Below are 17,344 nucleotides of genomic sequence, written 5' to 3'. Positions count from 1 at the left end.
GCGGCAGCCGCAGGTCCCGGGCGGCCGGGTCCTTCAGCGGCTCGAAGGCGTCGTCGTTGAAGATCGGGCAGTTCTGGTAGATCTCCACGAACGACGCACCGGGGTGGTCCGCCGCCGCGCGCAGCACCGAGGTCAGGTGCTTGCGGTCGGAGTCGACGGTCCGGGCGACGAAGCTCGCCTCGGCGCCCAGCGCCAACGACACCGGGTTGAACGGCTGGTCCAGCGATCCCACCGGCGAGGACTTCGTGATCTTCCCGGCCTCGGAGGTGGGGGAGTACTGGCCCTTGGTCAGCCCGTAGATGCGGTTGTTGAACAGCAGGATGTTGATGTTCACGTTGCGGCGCAGCGCGTGGATCAGGTGGTTGCCGCCGATGGACAGACCGTCGCCGTCACCCGTGACCACCCACACCGACAGGTCCGGGCGGCTCGCCGCCAGCCCCGTCGCGATCGCCGGGGCGCGCCCGTGGATCGAGTGCACGCCGTAGGTGCTCAGGTAGTACGGGAAGCGCGAGGAGCAGCCGATCCCGGACACCATCACGATGTTCTCGCGGGGTACGCCCAGCTGCGGCAGGAACGACTGGAAGGCGGCGAGGACCGCGTAGTCGCCGCACCCCGGGCACCAGCGCACCTCCTGGTCGGACTTGAAGTCCTTCATCCGGTACTCGGCGTCGGTTCTGGGCACCAGCCGCAGTCCGGCCGGGGGCGTCCCGTTCGAGTTCTCAGTCACGGTCGATGACCTCCCGCAGCACGTCCGCGAGCTCCTCCGCCTTGAAGGGCAGACCGCGGACCTTGTTGTAACCGATGACGTCCACCAGGAACCGGCCGCGCAGCAGCAGCGACAGCTGGCCCAGGTTGATCTCCGGGACCACGACCCGGTCGTAGCTCCGCAGCACGTCGCCGAGGTTGGTCGGGAAGGGGTTGAGGTGGCGCAGGTGCGCCTGTGCGACCCGGCCCCCCGAACGCCGGACCCGGCGCACGGCGGCGGTGATCGACCCGTAGGTGCCGCCCCAGCCCAGCACGAGCACGTTCGCGTCGCCCGTGGGGTCGGAGACCTCCAGCTCCGGGATGTCCCGGGCGATGGCGTCCACTTTGGCCTGGCGGGTGCGGACCATGAGGTCGTGGTTGTCGGGTGTGTACGAGATGTCTCCGGTCCGGGCGTGCTTCTCGATCCCGCCGATCCGGTGTTCCAGGCCCGCCGTGCCCGGCACCGCCCACGGTCGGGCCAGTGTCTCCTCGTCCCGCAGGTACGGCAGGAACTCGCCGTCGGGCCCGTTGGGCCGCGTGGCGAAGCCGGGGTCGATCACCGGCAGCTCCGACACCTCGGGCAGGCGCCAGGGCTCCGAACCGTTGGCCAGGTAGCCGTCGGAGAGCATCACCACCGGGGTCCGGTACCGCACGGCCAGGCGGACCGCTTCCAGCGCCGCGTCGAAGCAGTCGGCGGGGGAGGAGGGCGCCACCACTGGCACAGGGGACTCCCCGTTGCGGCCGTACAGCGCCATGAGCAGGTCGGTCTGCTCGGTCTTGGTGGGCATGCCGGTGCTCGGACCGGCCCGCTGCACGTCCACGACCACCAGCGGGAGCTCGGTCATCACGGCCAGCCCCACGGCCTCCTGCTTCAGCACCATGCCGGGGCCGGAGGTGGTCGTGACCCCGAGCGATCCGCCGAACGAAGCGCCGATCGCCGCGCCGACGCCGGCGATCTCGTCCTCCGCCTGGAACGTGCGCACGCCGAACCGCTTGTGCCTGGAGAGCTCGTGCAGGATGTCGGAGGCGGGGGTGATCGGGTACGAACCCAGGAACAGGGGCAGACCGGACCGCCGCGACCCGGCGATCAGCCCGTAGGCGGTGGCCAGGTTCCCGGTGATGTTGCGGTAGGTGCCCGGGGGGAGCTTCGCGGGCTTGACCTCGTAGGAGACCGCGAAGTCCTCCGTGGTCTCCCCGAAGTTCCATCCGGCCTGGAACGCCGTGAGGTTGGCGGCGAGGATGTCCGGCTTGCTGGCGAACTTCGACTTCAGGAACGAGGTCGTGCCCTCGGTGGGGCGGTTGTACATCCACGACAGCAGCCCCAGCGCGAACATGTTCTTGGCGCGCTGGGCGTCCTTCTTTGACAGACCGGACCCCTCCAGGGCGGCCACCGTCATTGAGGTGAGGCCCACCGCGCTCACGTGGAACCCGTCCAGGCTCCCGTCGGTGAGGGGGTCGACCGCGTAGCCGACCCTGGCCAGGCTGCGCTTGGTGAACTCGTCGGTGTTGACGATGACGGTCGCGCCCGGGGGCAGGTCTCCGAGGTTGGCCTTCAACGCGGCGGGGTTCATCGCCACCAGCACGTCCGGTGCGTCACCCGGCGTCACGATGTCGTGGTCGGCGAAGTGGAGCTGGAAGCTGGACACCCCGGGGAGGGTCCCGGCGGGGGCACGGATCTCGGCGGGGAAGTTCGGCAGGGTCGAGAGGTCGTTGCCGAACGACGCTGTCTCCTGGGTGAAACGGTCACCGGTCAACTGCATCCCGTCGCCGGAGTCCCCGGCGAACCGGATGATGACCCGGTCGAGCTGCTCGATTTGTTTGGCCACTGAGATCGAAGACCTCCTTGGTCAGCCGCCGGTCGTGACGGGCGGCGGCGCTGTGGTGTCTACCCCCGGCCGAACCTCACCGTCACGTGCCGGGTGCCTGGATCGGGGGCAGGAGGACGGCGTGGCCCCCACACGCCCTGGGTGCGCCAACCCCGGGTGGTGTTTCGGCGGTCTCGGACCGCGGCCGGGCCGACCTCGGCTTCCCGCCTCCGACGGCACGGCCCCCCGCTCACCTCGAAGGGGACGCCCGCCCCGCTGGAGCGCCGTCCCGTCCCCGTGGTGTTCGGAGTGACAAGGGCCACGTTGGCACTATAGGTCGTCGTCCCGACCCCGGGGCGGGGCGGGTGGCCATTGTCACAACCCCTCCGAATCCGGGCTGGAAGCGGGATGTGACCGACAGCTGGTCACATGGGGAACGCAAGACGCGGACCCGCACGTTTGTCACCATGTACGCATCCACAGCCGGGCAGCGGCGAACAGCGGAAGGAGGGCGCGTGCACGTCAACGCGATCCGCGCGGTGGGCCTGTTCGTCGGCGCCTCGGTGCTCGCCGTCGTGGTCGGCTGGCTGTGCGGAGCGGAGAAGGGGATCCAGGTCTCGGTGGCGCTGGTGGCCTGCGCGGGGATCCTGGTCTACCTCTTCGGAAACTCCCTCGCGCTGCGCGCGATGCGCGCCCGCCCGGTCAGCGAGATCGAGCGCCCCGAGCTCTACCGGATGGTGCGGGAACTGGCGACGGCCGCTCGGCAGCCCATGCCCCGCCTCTACCTCTCCCCGGTGCGCTCGCCCAACGCCTTCGCCACCGGCAGCAGCCCCCGCCGCGCAGCCCTGTGCTGCACCACGGGCCTGCTGCGCGCCCTCAACGAACGCGAACTGCGCGGCGTGCTCGCCCACGAACTGGCGCACATCCGCGCGCACGACACCCTGATCAGCTCGGTGGCGGCGACCCTCACCGCGCTCATCACCGCACTGACGGCGGTCTCGTTCCTGATCCCGCTGGGGGACTCCGAGGAGACGGACCTGCCCAACCTGCTCGGCGGCCTGATGATGGTGGTCCTGGCCCCGCTGGCGGCGATGGTCGTCTACTTCGGGGTGGGCCGGGCCCGGGAGTTCCGGGCCGACGAGCGGGCCGCGGAGATCACCGGTGACCCCCTGGGGCTGGCCGACGCGCTGACCAAGCTGGAGTCCGGGAACCGCGCCTACCCGCTGCCCAAGGAGCGCGCCCTGCTGGCGGCCTCGCACCTGATGACCACCAACCCCTTCCCCGGAGGGGTGGGCCGCCTGTTCGCCGCACACCCGCCGGTGGAGGAGCGGGTGCGCCGTCTCCGCGAGCTGCGCCGCAAGTGGGACATGCGATGAGGCCCCACACGACGCGACGGCCGCCCTCCCCTGTCGGGGCGGGCGGCCGTTCGTCGGATGCCTAGCGGTAGTTCACGAACTGGAGCGCCAGGTCGAAGTCCTTGTCCTTGATGAGGTTCATGACGCTCTGGAGATCGTCCTTCTTCTTGGAGCTCACCCGCAGCTCCTCGCCCTGGATCTGGGCCTTGACACCCTTGGGGCCCTCGTCCCGGATGAGCTTGGAGATCTTCTTGGCGTCCTCGGAGGAGATGCCCTCCTTGAGGCTGATCGGCAGGCGGTACTCCTTGCCGGAGGGCTTGGCCTCCTCGGCCGAGTCCAGGATCTTCAAGGAGAGCTTGCGCTTGACCAGCTTCTCCTTGAAGACGTCCAGGGCGGCCAGGGCGCGCTCCTCGGAGCCGCTCTTGATCTCGATGCCGTCCTCGCCCTGCCAGGCGATGGTGGTCCCCGTGCCCTTGAAGTCGAACCTCTGGGACAGCTCCTTGCCCGCCTGGTTCAGCGCGTTGTCGACCTCCTGACGGTCGAGCTTGGACACCACGTCGAAACTGGATTCGGCGGCCACGTACTCTCACACCCCGCTACGTCTCATGGGTCACGGTGCGCCGTGGGGCGCCCGTGTGCGTCTCGTCCGGCCCGGTCCGGGCCGGTTCAGAGCTTAGCCGCGCGGCGCCCGACCCCGCCTGACGAGCCCGGCGGAGGCGCGCGCGGGAATCGATTTCAGGTTCGGGCCCATCATCCGCTATTGTCGTTCCTGCGCGGCGACGCCAAGCGTCGCAGCAGCCCAGGCGGGTTGCCCGAGCGGCCAATGGGAGCGGACTGTAAATCCGTCGGCTTAGCCTTCGAAGGTTCGAATCCTTCACCCGCCACAGGGAGTACCGAAGCCCCCGGCACCAACAGGTGCCGGGGGCTTCGTCGTGTCCGGGGCCGACCCGCGGTGGACCGGGGGTGGCCTCTTCACTCCCGTGACACCACGTGGGTGGGTGCTCACGGGCGGTCAGATGATTCGGGCGGTTGCGAGATGGTCACGCTCCGAGTGCGCTTCGGTCACTCTGTGTGATCTTTGATCGTTTCGGCGGGGTCGAGTCGGGCCGATAAATCACCGCATCATCCCTTTTGTTTTCAAGGGCAAAAGGAATTCAACCGGCAATCTGGACAATTGGCTGGTGGGGTTTCGGCGTTGACAAAAATCGGGGGGCGGATGATGATTGCATCAGTCCACCGCGACACAGGTGCAAAAGCGCCTGCGTCTTTTTCTGTCAATGCCTCGCTTGAATTCTCGGGGGAAACATGATCAAGAAGCTGACCGCTGCTGGCCTGGTCGCTGGTGCCGCGATGGGCGCGCTCCTCATGGGCGCTCCCGCTCACGCCTCGCACGGTGGTGACCAGCAGTTCAACCAGAACCTGCAGCTCGTCCCGATCCAGTCCTGCAACCTGACGGGCAGCGTTGGCCTGGTTGCCGTCACCGTGCCGATCCTGTCGCCGCAGACCACGGGCGACTGCGTGAACGGCCCCATCGGCACCAACATCAGCTAGTTCCGGCAATCGGTTCGACCGAGACCATATCTCAAACTTCTCCGAAGGGTAATTCAATGCTGCGTAAGCTCGGCATTGCCGGCCTCGTCGCTGGTGCTGCTTTCTCCGCCGTCCTGGCCGCCACCCCGGCCTCCGCTGGCTCGCACGGTGGCGACCAGCAGTACAACCAGAACCTCCAGCTGGTTCCGGTTCAGCTGTGCAACACCAGCGCCGCCGTCGGCCTGGTCGGCGTCAACGTGCCGATCCTGTCGCCGCAGACCACGGGCGACTGCGTCAACGGCCCGATCAGCACCAACATCGACTAGGAGAACCCCACAATGCGTAAGTTCACCGCTGCCACCGCCATCGCCGGTGTCGCTCTCGGCGCCATCCTCGCGGCCGCTCCCGTGTCCGCCTCCCACGGTTCCCACGGTGGCGACCAGCAGTACAACCAGAACCTCCAGGCCATCCCGGTCCAGCTGTGCAACACCGAGCTGGCTGTCGGTCTCCTGGCTGGCGTCAACGTGCCGATCCTGTCGCCGCAGACCACGGGCGACTGCGTCAACGGCCCGATCAGCACCAACATCGACTAGGGGAACCGCACATGCTGCGCAGGTTCACCGCCGCCACGGCGATCGCCGGTGTCGCGCTCGGCGCGATGCTCGCGGCCGCCCCGGCGTCCGCCGGCTCGCACGGTGGCGACCAGCAGTTCAATCAGAACCTCCAGTTGGTTCCGATTCAGCTGTGCAACACCGAGCTGGCTGTCGGCCTGGTCGGCGCCAACGTGCCGATCCTGTCGCCGCAGACCGCTGGCGACTGCGTCAACGGCCCGGCGAGCACCAACATCAGTCACGACAGTGCTGACAAGGGTGACCACGACCGTGCCGAAGAGGGCGACCACGGCTACGGCTACTGACCACCTGAGCGTGGTCGACGGAGCCCCAGGGCTCCGGTGACGGAACAGAGCGGGTTCGAGGCCCCCCGGCGTGTGCCGGGGGGCCTCGCCGCTTCCCGCGACGAGGATGGGTCGCGATCCCATCGAACCTAGGAGGCCGGTTGAAGCCCACACTCTTGGCCCGCGCCCTGTTGTTCGGGACCGCCCTGGTGCTGACGGTCCCGGCCTGCGGCCAGTCGGAGGACCCCGAGGACGACCGCCCCACCGCGCAGGACGACCCCACCGCGCAGGACGACCCCACCGCGCAGGACGACGCCCCGGGAACGGACGGCTCCCCGGAGTCAGGGGACGGTCCGGCCGCCGAGGGGGAGGTCCAGGTCCTCAACCTGCACGGCGACGAGGAGGGCTTCGACGACCAGCGGCCGCAGACCTACGTCGCCACGGGGTCCACGACCTTCTCCGACATGGAGTGGGACGAGTGGGACCACACCCGCGCACGCGGTGAGGGCGAGATCCTGGGCACCTGGTGCATGGACCAGGGCTGCCAGAACGACCCCTACGACGTGGAGTTGGAACTCGGCGACCCCGTGGAGGTGGACGGGATCTGGTACTTCTCCACCTACACGGTCACCGAGTACGACGACGACATGCCACAGGCGCAGCGGGACGCGCTGGACGAGGCCGACGGCGGACGGCTCACCCTTCCCGGCCCCGCCGAGGACTGAGACCGGGGCGGAGCGAACGTGAGCTTCGACTCCGCCCTCGCTTCCCCGAATCCTCCCAAAGTCGAGAAAACTCTCGAACTCGCTGGTCAGATCGGGCGCGAGGTGGTGTTCACCGGGGTCCGGGGTGGCCGAACCGGGCGTGGCGAGCCCCGGAGGTCTCTAGTCTGCTGAGTTGTGGGACTCAACCAGTGGGCGGACGACCGCGCGGACGAAGGACAGGGCACCGGTGACCGACCGGTGCCACGGCACGGCCGCGCCGCACTGCTGCGCCTGGCCGCCTGGTTCGAGGGCGCCGAACCGGATCGCGCCGAGGCACTGGCCACGGCGGCCTTCGCCCTGCACCCCGCATGCCACCTGGAGGGGCGCGTCGACGACACCGTCGCGGCCACCACCAGCTGGTGGCACGCCGAAGCCGACCGCAGCACCGTCACCGAACACCCCGGAACCCGCCCGCCCGAACCCGTGCGCGACCACCGGGCCCAGCAGGCCCGCCTGCGCGACGCGGCCGAGTCCTCCGCGCACTGGCGCCGTGCCGGTGCGGAGCAGATCCGTTCCCTGCTCACCGCACCCACCGCCGACCGCGCCCGGCTGGACCTGTCCGGCGCGGGCATGGAGGTCCTCATGGAGCTCCTCACGGCCGCGCTCGGCTCCGGTGACGCCTCCCGCCGCCCCACCTCCGCCGGGGACCTGGAGTTCGGACTGCGACTGCACGTCCACGCCTCACCCGGGGCGGAGCTCACCATCCGCGGTGAGGGCGGCGACCTGACGCTGGAGGGTCTGAGCCTGTGCGTCACCTCCTACGAACAGCACGCCGTGGTCACGCCGCCCGGGGAGCGCCCGAACACCCCTGCTGAGGCTGCCGCGCCCGACACCGACCCGGAACCGCCGGCCGACGCTGACCCCAACCCCCCGGCCGCCGCCGACTCGGAACCCCCGGACCCCGGCCCCGTGCCCCAGGGCGCCGCCGACCCCTCGGACCCCGACGTGGAGACCACCGGTCCCATCGGCATCGTCACGGACACGCACCGGACCGGAAGGTGGGAGTGATGGAGACCAGCGCGCACACGGAGGACGCCGCCCTCATCGGTGAGCGACAGGCCGCCGCCCGCGCCCTCATGGCGCGGCCCCTGCTCACCCGGCGTACGCACCCGGCCGAGTTCTCCCTCGTGCGCTCCCACGCCGAGTGGCTCGTCCAGCGCTTCCAGCGGGTCCTCGGCTACCGCCTGACCGTGGCCGACGAACACGCCCGCCTGGTCAAGCGGGGGCTCGTCGACGAGGTCGTCCGCCCCGCCGAACGCGCCACCGGAGCCCGTTTCACCCCGCGCACCCACACCTACCTGGCGCTGGCGCTCGCGGTCCTGGTCGAACAGACCGGACCCACCACCGCGCGGTCCCTCACCGCGGGGGTCCGCGCCGCCGCCCGGGAGGCCGGGATCGACGCCGACCCCGGACGCGGACTCGGCGAACGCCGCGCCTTCTGCGCGGCCCTGCACCACCTGGTCGGCCTCGGAGCGCTCACCGAGACCGCCGGAACCGTCCGCGCCCACCAGGCGGACCCCGTGGTCGACGTCGAACTCACCCCGGACACCGGCGCCCTGCGCGCGGTCACCGCCCACCTGCCCCGGGCGGGGGACGACCCGGACTCCTTCCTCGCCGACGCGGCCGACCCGGACCCGGAGGGTGACCAGGCGGGCGAGATCGCCCTGCGCCGCCTGCTCGCCGAGACCGCCGTGGTCTACCGCGAACACCTTCCCGACCGCCNCCCCCCGCCGCCCACCAGTGGCGGGCCGCCGCCGCCCTGGGCAACCTCCTCGGCTGCGACACGGAGATCCGCGCCGAGGGTGTGGCGCTCGTCATGCCGGACGAGACCGACGCCGCCCAGCGCTTCCCCTCCGACGACCCGGTGGGCCGCACCGCCCTGTCCCTGGTCCGTCACCTCTCCGGTCGCCTGCACCCCGGCCGCCCCGCCACCTCCGTCCCCGTTCCCGACCTGGAACTACGTACCGCGCTGGACGCCTTCGGCGGCGCCGACGCCCCGGTCCGCGCCGAGTGGGCGCGCACCGCCGGACCCGAGATTCCCGACCCGGAACGGCTGTCGGCCCTCGCGCTGGAGCTCCTCGCCGCCCTCGGCCTGCTCACGGGAGGCCCCGGACAGTGGGCGCTCACCGCCGCGGCGGCCCGGTTCGGCGCCGACGTGGACGAGCGCGTCCCGATGATCCAGGACAATGACGAAGACAGCCGGACACTCCCCGCGCAACCGCGTGGTTCCGGTCAGGACGAACCCGATCCCCAGACCGACCCCCGAGACGACCTCGACCGGGTGACGTCCGTGCTGCAAGCGGTGGCGAACGAGAAGGTGAGCGCGACCAGTGGTGACACAGGAGACGATCCAGGCCCCCGGGACGGCTCCGGCTGATCCTGCCGACACCCCCCGTTACCGCCTGGAACGCGCGGGCATCAGGAACGTGTGGCAGTACGACGACCACGTCCTGGACTTCGCCGAGGGGCGGCTGCTGCTGCGCGGCCGCAACGGCGCGGGCAAGTCCAAGGCCCTGGAGATGCTGCTGCCCTTCCTGCTGGACGGCGACGTCCGGCGTCTGGACACCACCGGCACCAACCGCACCAGCCTGCGCTGGCTGATGGCCGACGACCCCCGCGCGGCGCGCGGGCCGGTCGAGGAGGGCACCGGCCCCGACCTGCTCGGCGGCCCCGCCGAACCCGTGTCCGACAACGGGGGGGCCGCCTCCGCTGACGGCACCGACCCCTCCCGCGGCGACACCGACGCCAGCTCAGGGCCCGCCACGCGACTGGGCTACCTGTGGGTCGAGTTCACCACCGCGCGCGGTGACCGGGGCCTGGACGCGGCCGCCTCCTCGCGCGGCTCCGCCGGGCCCGCCCCGGCCGGTCCCACCACCGCCTCCGCGCTGCTTGCCGCCCTCGCCCCGGCCCCCGCCGACCCTCTGGCGGACCCGGCGAACGCAGCGGACCCGGCCACCGACTCCGAGGCCCCGGCGGACACTGACGCGGACGCCCCCGGAGCCCCGCCCCGGCACATCACCCTCGGCGCGGCCGTCATGGCCGTCGGCGACGCCGACCCGCGCTGCGTGTTCTTCGTGACCGACCGCCGGGTGGGGCACGACCTCGACCTGGTCACCGACGGCCGCCCCAAGCCCGTGGACCGGCTGCGCTCGGAGATCGGCGCGGACAACTGCTTCACCAGCGCCGTCCCCTATCGTGCCCGCGTGATGCGCGACCTGTTCGGGATCGACGACTCCGTCCGCTACCGCAACCTCATCCACCTGCTCTACCGCCTGCGCCGCCCCACCATCGGCGACCGCCTGGAGGCCGGAGAGCTGGTCGGCGTCCTGTCCGAGGCCCTCCCGCCCATGGACGAGTCCGTCCTGGACGAGGTCGCCCGCAACATCGCCGACCTCGAACAGGCCCGGAGCGAGAAGAACGGCCTCACCGAGGCCGGGGCCGGAGTGGCCACCTTCCTCACCGACTACCACGGTTACCTCCTGCACACCCTGCGCGCCCGCTCGGCTGAGGTCCGCGAACAGCTCGACGCCTGCACCCGCCGCACCGAGGAGACCGACCGCCTTCGCTCCGAGTTGGACGAGCTCATCACCGCGGAGAGCCAGATCGCCGAGGCACGCGACCAGGCCCGCCGTACCCGCGACACCGCCGACGCCGACGACGGCACCCTCGCCGCCGCCCAGAACGGCGCCGCCACCGCCACCACGAACGAGCGCCGCGCCTACGACGCGGCGGTCGGCGCCTACATCCGCGCGGCCGAGGCCGCCTGGGCCGCCGCCGAGCACGCCGCCACCACCGAGACCCACGCGGTGGAGCGCCTCGGTGAGGACACCACCACCATCGAGCGGGCCCTGGAGGTCCTGCGCCAGACCCACCTGGAGGCCGCGCGCGCGGCCACCGCCGCCGGGCTCGACACCCAGGCGCTCGGCCAGGTCCCCGACGCCCACACCTCCGTGCACGCCCCCCGGGAGAGCACCACCCGGGTCGACCTCCAAGGCCTCGAACAGGCCGTGGAGCGCGCACCCGTCGAGGGCGTCGACCTCGCTGACCTGCGCGACCACCTCGGCCGCCTGCACGACCGCCTCACCTCCTGCGCCGACGCCGCCGCGGACCGCACCGACCTCGCCACCCGGCTGACCGGACTCACCACCGCCGAGGCCGCCGCCGACCGCCGCCTGGTCGCCCTGACCAGCGAGGCCGAGAGCGCCGAGTCCGTCCTGGAGCACACCCACACCCGCGAGCAGGAGGCGATCACCGCCCTGCGGGCCGAGAGCACCTCCTACGCCGACGGTGTGCGCGCCTGGGCGGCCCGGCTGCGCGATTCCAGCCACGCCCACGCCCTCGGCGAGGCCATCCACGAGCTGGAGGGCAGCGTCGAGCTGCCCATCACCGACTCCCTGCGCGTGCTGGACCCCCAGGTCCCGGCCACGGTCGCCCGCCTCGCCCACACCGCCGTGGACCCCCTCCTGGAGGAACTGCGCGCCCGCCGCGACGTCGCCGTCAACGAGGAGGGCCAGCTCTCCGACGAACTCGCCGAACTCGCCGCCCGCCGCGCCCGCAACACCGACAGCGCCCCCGAGCGACCCGCCTGGGCCACCTACCCGCGCCCGAACGGCGACGGCGTCCCCTTCCACCTGGCCGTGGACTTCGCGGACGGCCTCACCCAGCGCGAACAGGCCGGACTGGAGGCCGCCCTGGAGGCCAGCGGACTGCTCTCCGGGTGGATCCGCGCGGACGGCACCCTCTACGACCCCACCACGCGCGACCTCATGGTCACCCCGGCCCGTCCCGCCAAGGGCCGCACCCTGCTGGACGTCCTCGTCCCCGTCGCCTTCCCCGACCGGGGCATGAACGTCGACAACCTCCGCGCCCTGCTCTCCTCCATCGCCCTGCACTCCGAGACCCCGGGCAGCGCCGAGGACACCGAGCCCAAGCACCGCCGCGACAGCGCCGTGACCACCGTCAGCTCCATGTCGCTCTCCGGCGGCTGGCGGCTGGGCGTGGCCTCCGGAGCCCACTACAAGGGCGAACCCGAGTTCATCGGCGAGGCCGCACGCAAGCGCGCCCGCGACCGCCAGTCCGCCAACACCGACCGGCGCATGGCCATCGCCGAGGCCCTCCTCGCCGAGGCCGGGGAGCGCCGCTGGGCGGTGGAGCACTCCTACACCGAACTGCTCGCGGTCTCCCGCGACCTCCCCGAGGCCGCCCCGCTCATCCGCGCCTGGACCACCCTCGACGTCGCCCGGGCCGACGTGGCCGCCGCCCGCCGCGCCCACGACACCGCGCGGACGGCCGAGGAGTCCGCCCGGGCCGAACTCCTCGGCATCCGCACCCGCCTGACCGAGGCGGCCCGGGACCAGTACCTGCCCACCGTCCGGGCCGAACTCGACAGCGCCCTGCGCGCTCTGGACCACCTGCGGGTCCTGATCGCCTCGGCCCTGCGCGACCTCGACGTCCTCGCCTGGGAGCTGGCCGACCACGAACGCCACGTCGCCGCGTGGTCCCGCACCCGGGCCGCCCGCGTCCTCGCCGAGGACGCCCGCGCCGCCGCGATCGACGACATGATCACCGTGCGCCGCCAGTTCGAGCTCGGCGATCGCGCCCGGGGCGTGGCCTCGGAGCAGATCGACGCCGCCCGGGCCCAGGTCCAGGAACGCGCCAAGGAGGCCGCCGAACGCCTCCCCGAACTCGAACGCGACGCCCAGCGCGCCCGTGACGAACGCGTCAGCGCCGAGGCCCGCCTCGACGTCGCCACGACCGAGCGCGCCGAACAGGTCCGCCGCGCCCTGGCTGTGGGGGAGGCCCTGGTCTCCTCCGTCACCACCATCGGCGACCCCGACAGCCGCTCCGTCACCGGTACCGAGGACACCGTCCCCGACTCCGTACTGCTCCGCGCGGCCGGGCTTGAGGACTGCGCCGGGGACGACGCGCCGCTGGCCCGCTACCTGGCGGCGGTCATCGGCGACCCCGAAGCCGAGACCACCGGACCGGACGAGCGCCTGGCCCTCCTGGCCTCCTTCACCGCGCAGCTGGAGGACGGCCTCGCCGCCCAGGACGGCGTCGCCGAGGTCGACGACAGCGCCATCCTCGGCAGCCGCGAGGAGCTGCACCGCCTCCTCACCTCGGTGGGCTGGGCCCAGACCCGCACCGAGCTCAGCGAGCCGCGCGGGGTGAAACGCCTCACGGTCCACGACGAGGACGGCGCCCACGACGTCACCTCCTACGCCGAACGCGTCGCCGAGGCGGTCGTGAGGGCCGAGGAGACCGTGGCCGTCGCCGAGGAGGAGGCCTTCGAACGCCACCTGCTGGGCGAGCTCGCCGGACACCTCTCCCGCCAGATCGACGAGGCCCGCGCCCTCATCGCGACCATGAACGACGTCCTCAAGGACGTCACCACGTCCGCCGGGCTCGGCGTGCGCCTGGACTGGAGCCTGGCGCCCGACGCGGGCGCCGACGTCGAGGCGGTCGTCCCGCTCCTGGCCACCCCCGCGAACGAGCGCACCCGGGTCCAGACCACCCGCCTGCGCGACGCCCTGCGCCGCTGCATCGAGGCCATCCGCCGCCTGGACCCCACCGCCACCGGCGGCGCCCAGCTGCGGGCCGCGCTCGACTACCGATCCTGGTTCACCTTCACCGTCTACGTCACCGACTCCGCCGGGGACGAGCGCCGCCTGGGCCACCGCACCGCCCTCAGCCAGGGCGAACAGCGCGTGGTCGCCTACCTCGTGCTGTTCGCCGCGGCCGCCGCCCAGTTCGACGCCCTGGCCGCCCGCGCACCGTGGGCGCCGCGCCTGATCCTGCTGGACGACGCCTTCGCCAAGGTCGACGAGCCCACGCACGGACGTCTGCTCGGCCTGCTGGTCGAACTCGACCTGGACTTCGTGCTCACGTCCGAACGCGTCTGGGGCTGCTTCGCGAGCGTGCCGAGCCTCAACATCTACGAGTGCCTGCGGGACCCCAACGTCCCGGGGATCGCCACCCTGCACTTCACCTGGGACGGCAGCAGGAGGCGGCTCGTCGGTGTGTGACCCCGCGGTCCCGGCGGACGCCGTCCTCCGCCGGAAGCGGGTTCGGCGAACACGCCGACGCGCGCCCGCCGACCGTGCCACAGTGGCCTGGGTCACCTCCGGTCCTCGGGAACCCCGAGGTCCGGCGTGGGTGGAACGGGTCACGGGTGCCGACCGGCGCGCGTATCACCAGCGCGCTTCCTCCCGTCCTGTCCTACTCTGCTGGTGCAGGTTCGAGAACGGAGCGGGGTGGCGAAGGTGACTCGGGGACCCGAGGCGGACACACGCACAGGACGGGACGGCCACGCGGCCGCACCCCAGACCGAGGACCCCACCACCAAGGCACTCCTCGACGCCCTGGCGCGCTCGGGGCTGTCCGAGGAGGTCCGCACCTGGGTCGGCGCCGCCCTGTGGGGTGAGGAGGCGCTTGAGGCGCTCCTGAGGGGCGAGCACATCCCGGGGATCGTCCCCGCGGGGACCCCCGAGGCCCCGCCCGGACGGGTGCGACGGGCCTACCTGACCGGCATCCGCGTCCAGGGGTTCCGCGGCATCGGCCGCCCGGCCGACCTCACCTTCTCCCCGAGCCCCGGCCTCACCGTCATCGTCGGCCGCAACGGGTCGGGGAAGTCGAGCTTCGCGGAGGCCGCCGAGGCCGCCCTGACCGGGCGCAACCCGCGCTGGGACGCCATGCCCACCGGCTGGCGCGACGGCTGGCGCAACCTCCACTACGACGAGCGCACCGAGGCGACCGTGGACATCCACATCGCCGGGGACCCCGGGCCCACCCGGATCAGCCGCCGCTGGACCGGGGAGAGCGTCCGCTCCGCGCGCGGCGAGGTCGTGCACCCGAACGGCGACGTCTCCCCGCTGCGCACCCTCGACTGGGGCGAGAACCTCGTCCGCTACCGCCCCTTCCTGTCCTACGACGAACTCGGCCGCACGGTCACCGGCCGGGCGGCGGAACTGTACGACACCCTCACCGCCCTGCTCGGGCTCACCGGGCTCGCCGAGGCCGAACGCCGCCTGGCCAAGGTCTGCGACGGCCTGGTCCGGCGCCGTGACCGCCCCTCCCGTGAGCTGCGGCCCCTCCTGGAGGTGCTGGGCGCCTCCAACGACCCCCGCGCCGTCCAGGCGGTGGGAGTCCTCTCCGCCCCCTCCATGGACCTGGAGGCCCTGCGCCGGGTCGCCTCCGACGACGGCCCCAGCGATCCCGCCCTGCACGTGGTCCTGCGCCGGCTGCGCCGCCTGGCCGTTCCCGAGCGCACACTCATCGCCGACGTCGTCAACGAACTGCGCGGGGCCGCCATGGAACTGGCCATGGCGGCGGGCAGCAAGGGCGACCACGCGCACGGAGTGGTCCAACTCCTCGAACAGGCGCTGGAACACCACAAGCGCCACCCCACCGAGACCACCTGCCCCACCTGCTCGACCACCGGCGCGCTCGGCGCCGACTGGGTACGCCGCGCCAACGCGCAGCTCCGCGCGCTCCGGCCCCAGGCCGCCACGGCCTCGGCGGCCTACGACCGCGCCTCCGCCGCGCGCGACCAGGCCCGGTTCCTGCTCTCCCCGGTGCCGACCTGGCTTCCGCCGGAGAGCGAGCTCGGCCAGGTGTGGGCGCTCTGGGAGTCCGGCTCCGACATCGAGGACCTCGGGGAGCTGGCCGAGCACATCGAGTCCGTGGGCCGCAGACTCCGCGCGGCGGCGGTCAGTGCCCGCCGGGACGCCTCCGAACGGCTGGAGGACCCCACCAACGGATGGGCCGACCTCGCCGAACGCCTCTCCGGCTGGCTGGACGACGCCCAGGACTCCGTGGCGGCGAGCGAGACCCTGGCGGTGGCCGAGACGGCCCTCAACTGGTTGGCCGAGCACGCGCGCGGAGTGCGCGCGGAGCGGCTGGGGCCGGTGGCCTCCCAGGCCGAACAGGTCTGGTTCCGGCTGCGCCAGGAACGCCACATCGACCTCCAGGGCATGCGGCTGATCGGCCGGGGCGCCCGCCGGAGGGTGGAGGTGGACGTCTCCGTGGACGGCGTCGACGACCAGACCAGCGCGCCCGGGCTGCTCAGCCAGGGCGAGTTCCAGGCGCTGGCGCTGTCCATCTGCCTGCCGCGCGCGCTGGTGGACGGCAACCCCTTCGGCTTCCTCCTGCTGGACGACCCGGTCCAGGCGATGGACACCGAGACCGTGGAGGGGCTCGCGGCGGTCCTGGCCGAGGTGGGACGGCACCGGCAGCTCATCGTGTTCACCCACGACACCCGGCTGTCCGACGCCCTGCGCAGGCTGGGGCTGCCCGCCGACATCCGCACGATCAACCGCGACGCGATGTCCAACGTCTGGCTTGCCGAGGGCGGCTCCTGAGGGCCTGCCCGCCCCGCATGCCCCGGACCGGGGTGCACGGCGTCACACCGGGCCCTTTTTCGGGCTCCTTCCGAGGCTGCGCGGAGGGTGCTTTCGGAGCCCCAGGACCCCTGTTGAACAGGGGTTTCCGTGTTCCGCGACTGGTGCGGGGGAGGGGGTGGGCGGGTCCTGTGGCGGACCCCCGCGGGGGTGCCCGGTGCTCGATTTGGCAGACCACCCCCGGATCCCTGTATAGTCATGTTCAGCGCAAGGGGGTACGCCCCCGGGGCGGACGAGAGAAAGTCCCACAGCGCGCCCCTTTAGCTCAGTCGGCAGAGCGTCTCCATGGTAAGGAGAAGGTCTACGGTTCGATTCCGTAAAGGGGCTCCACCACTTGACGAGGTTCCGGTCCACTCAGGTGGGTGGCCGGTGGAACTTCACCGGCCTTGACAGAGGGACATCCGCGATTAGGATGTCCTTCCGTTCTGATCGGGGCGGGGTAGCTCAGTCGGTAGAGCAAGCGGCTCATAATCGCTGTGTCGTCGGTTCAAGTCCGGCCCCCGCTACCAACCCGCTGACCCCTGAGGCGCAGTACTCAGGGGTCGTCGTGGGTCTCCAGCAGTGTTCAACTGCGCCCAGGTAATGTCTCCAGCGAGAAAGGCACTCCGAAGTGGCTGCCACAGACGTGAGGCCGAAGATCACCCTGGCCTGCCAGGAGTGCAATCACCGGAACTACATCACGCGCAAGAACCGTCGGAACACCCCCGACCGTCTGACGATCAAGAAGTTCTGCCCGAACTGCCGCAAGCACAACGACCACCGCGAGACCCGCTAGGTTCTCCAGGTCCGTCGTCCCCGGCAGGGAGCGGTCGGCTTCTCGTAGACTCCAGCCCGGTGAGCACTTCGCTCACCG

Annotated in this window: 13 protein-coding genes, 3 tRNA genes and 1 pseudogene; 14 read left to right on the top strand and 3 right to left on the bottom strand. The window is 72.0% G+C overall.

Annotated features, from left to right (window positions below; translation table 11 throughout):
• Together D452_RS27710 and D452_RS0104960 are read right to left on the bottom strand one after the other, a co-directional pair.
• Nucleotides 1–655 (bottom strand): 2-oxoacid:ferredoxin oxidoreductase subunit beta (locus D452_RS27710; protein WP_239646323.1); only part of this gene is annotated, 655 nt, incomplete at its 3' end.
• Between the two features lie 64 nt (nucleotides 656–719).
• A complete protein-coding gene (locus tag D452_RS0104960) occupies nucleotides 720–2,570 on the bottom strand; it encodes a 2-oxoacid:acceptor oxidoreductase subunit alpha (protein WP_017543041.1) in 1,851 nt (616 codons plus the stop codon).
• A gap of 494 nt (nucleotides 2,571–3,064) precedes the next feature.
• Here D452_RS0104960 and D452_RS0104955 point away from each other — a divergent pair, with 494 nt between their 5' ends.
• The gene (locus D452_RS0104955; RefSeq protein ID WP_017543040.1) at nucleotides 3,065–3,925 is read left to right on the top strand and encodes a M48 family metalloprotease; all 861 of its coding nucleotides are present in this window, start codon (nucleotides 3,065–3,067) and stop codon (nucleotides 3,923–3,925) included.
• A gap of 61 nt (nucleotides 3,926–3,986) precedes the next feature.
• On the opposite strand, the gene D452_RS0104950 is transcribed toward D452_RS0104955, so the two are convergent.
• The gene (locus tag D452_RS0104950) at nucleotides 3,987–4,484 is read right to left on the bottom strand and encodes a YajQ family cyclic di-GMP-binding protein (protein ID WP_017543039.1); all 498 of its coding nucleotides are present in this window, start codon (nucleotides 4,482–4,484) and stop codon (nucleotides 3,987–3,989) included.
• A gap of 222 nt (nucleotides 4,485–4,706) precedes the next feature.
• On the opposite strand from D452_RS0104950, the gene D452_RS0104945 reads away from it, so the two are divergent.
• The 13 genes and pseudogenes from D452_RS0104945 (at nucleotide 4,707) to rpmG (ending at nucleotide 17,266) form a co-directional block, all read left to right on the top strand.
• Nucleotides 4,707–4,788 (top strand) — tRNA-Tyr (locus D452_RS0104945).
• 421 nt (nucleotides 4,789–5,209) lie between these two features.
• Nucleotides 5,210–5,455 carry a hypothetical protein gene (locus D452_RS0104940; RefSeq protein ID WP_017543038.1) on the top strand — a complete coding sequence of 82 codons (246 nt, stop codon included), beginning with the start codon at nucleotides 5,210–5,212 and terminating at the stop codon, nucleotides 5,453–5,455.
• 56 nt (nucleotides 5,456–5,511) lie between these two features.
• Nucleotides 5,512–5,760: a hypothetical protein gene (locus D452_RS0104935; protein ID WP_017543037.1), complete on the top strand. Its 249-nt coding sequence runs from the start codon at nucleotides 5,512–5,514 to the stop codon at nucleotides 5,758–5,760.
• A gap of 12 nt (nucleotides 5,761–5,772) precedes the next feature.
• A complete protein-coding gene (locus D452_RS0104930; RefSeq protein WP_017543036.1) occupies nucleotides 5,773–6,027 on the top strand; it encodes a hypothetical protein in 255 nt (84 codons plus the stop codon).
• 11 nt (nucleotides 6,028–6,038) lie between these two features.
• On the top strand, nucleotides 6,039–6,350 hold the full coding sequence (locus D452_RS0104925) for a hypothetical protein (RefSeq protein ID WP_017543035.1): 312 nt from the start codon (nucleotides 6,039–6,041) through the stop codon (nucleotides 6,348–6,350).
• 140 nt (nucleotides 6,351–6,490) lie between these two features.
• A complete protein-coding gene (locus D452_RS0104920) occupies nucleotides 6,491–7,054 on the top strand; it encodes a hypothetical protein (protein ID WP_017543034.1) in 564 nt (187 codons plus the stop codon).
• A 174-nt stretch (nucleotides 7,055–7,228) separates the two neighbouring features.
• The gene (locus tag D452_RS0104915; protein ID WP_017543033.1) at nucleotides 7,229–8,101 is read left to right on the top strand and encodes a DUF2397 family protein; all 873 of its coding nucleotides are present in this window, start codon (nucleotides 7,229–7,231) and stop codon (nucleotides 8,099–8,101) included.
• Nucleotides 8,101–9,470 (top strand): annotated as a pseudogene (locus D452_RS31820) (TIGR02678 family protein). Before D452_RS0104915 ends, D452_RS31820 begins: the two are co-directional and overlap by 1 nt.
• On the top strand, nucleotides 9,424–14,118 hold the full coding sequence (locus tag D452_RS0104905) for an SbcC/MukB-like Walker B domain-containing protein (RefSeq protein WP_017543032.1): 4,695 nt from the start codon (nucleotides 9,424–9,426) through the stop codon (nucleotides 14,116–14,118). The pseudogene D452_RS31820 and the gene D452_RS0104905 overlap by 47 nt, the downstream one beginning before the upstream one ends.
• 228 nt (nucleotides 14,119–14,346) lie before the next feature.
• Nucleotides 14,347–16,452 (top strand): AAA family ATPase, encoded by a 2,106-nt coding sequence (locus tag D452_RS0104900; RefSeq protein WP_017543031.1) that lies wholly within the window; start codon nucleotides 14,347–14,349, stop codon nucleotides 16,450–16,452.
• Between the two features lie 293 nt (nucleotides 16,453–16,745).
• Nucleotides 16,746–16,821: transfer RNA gene (locus D452_RS0104895), tRNA-Thr, on the top strand.
• A gap of 103 nt (nucleotides 16,822–16,924) precedes the next feature.
• Nucleotides 16,925–17,000, top strand: a tRNA-Met gene (locus tag D452_RS0104890).
• 101 nt (nucleotides 17,001–17,101) lie between these two features.
• Nucleotides 17,102–17,266, top strand: a complete 165-nt coding sequence (rpmG, locus tag D452_RS0104885) for a 50S ribosomal protein L33 (protein ID WP_026117477.1) — start codon at nucleotides 17,102–17,104, stop codon at nucleotides 17,264–17,266.
• Nucleotides 17,267–17,344 lie beyond the last annotated feature (78 nt).

The organism is Nocardiopsis prasina DSM 43845, assembly GCF_000341265.1.
In the GTDB taxonomy this organism is placed as follows: domain Bacteria; phylum Actinomycetota; class Actinomycetes; order Streptosporangiales; family Streptosporangiaceae; genus Nocardiopsis; species Nocardiopsis prasina.
Note: the sequence above shows the minus strand (reverse complement) of the source record. Positions and strands in the feature narration are given on the sequence as shown.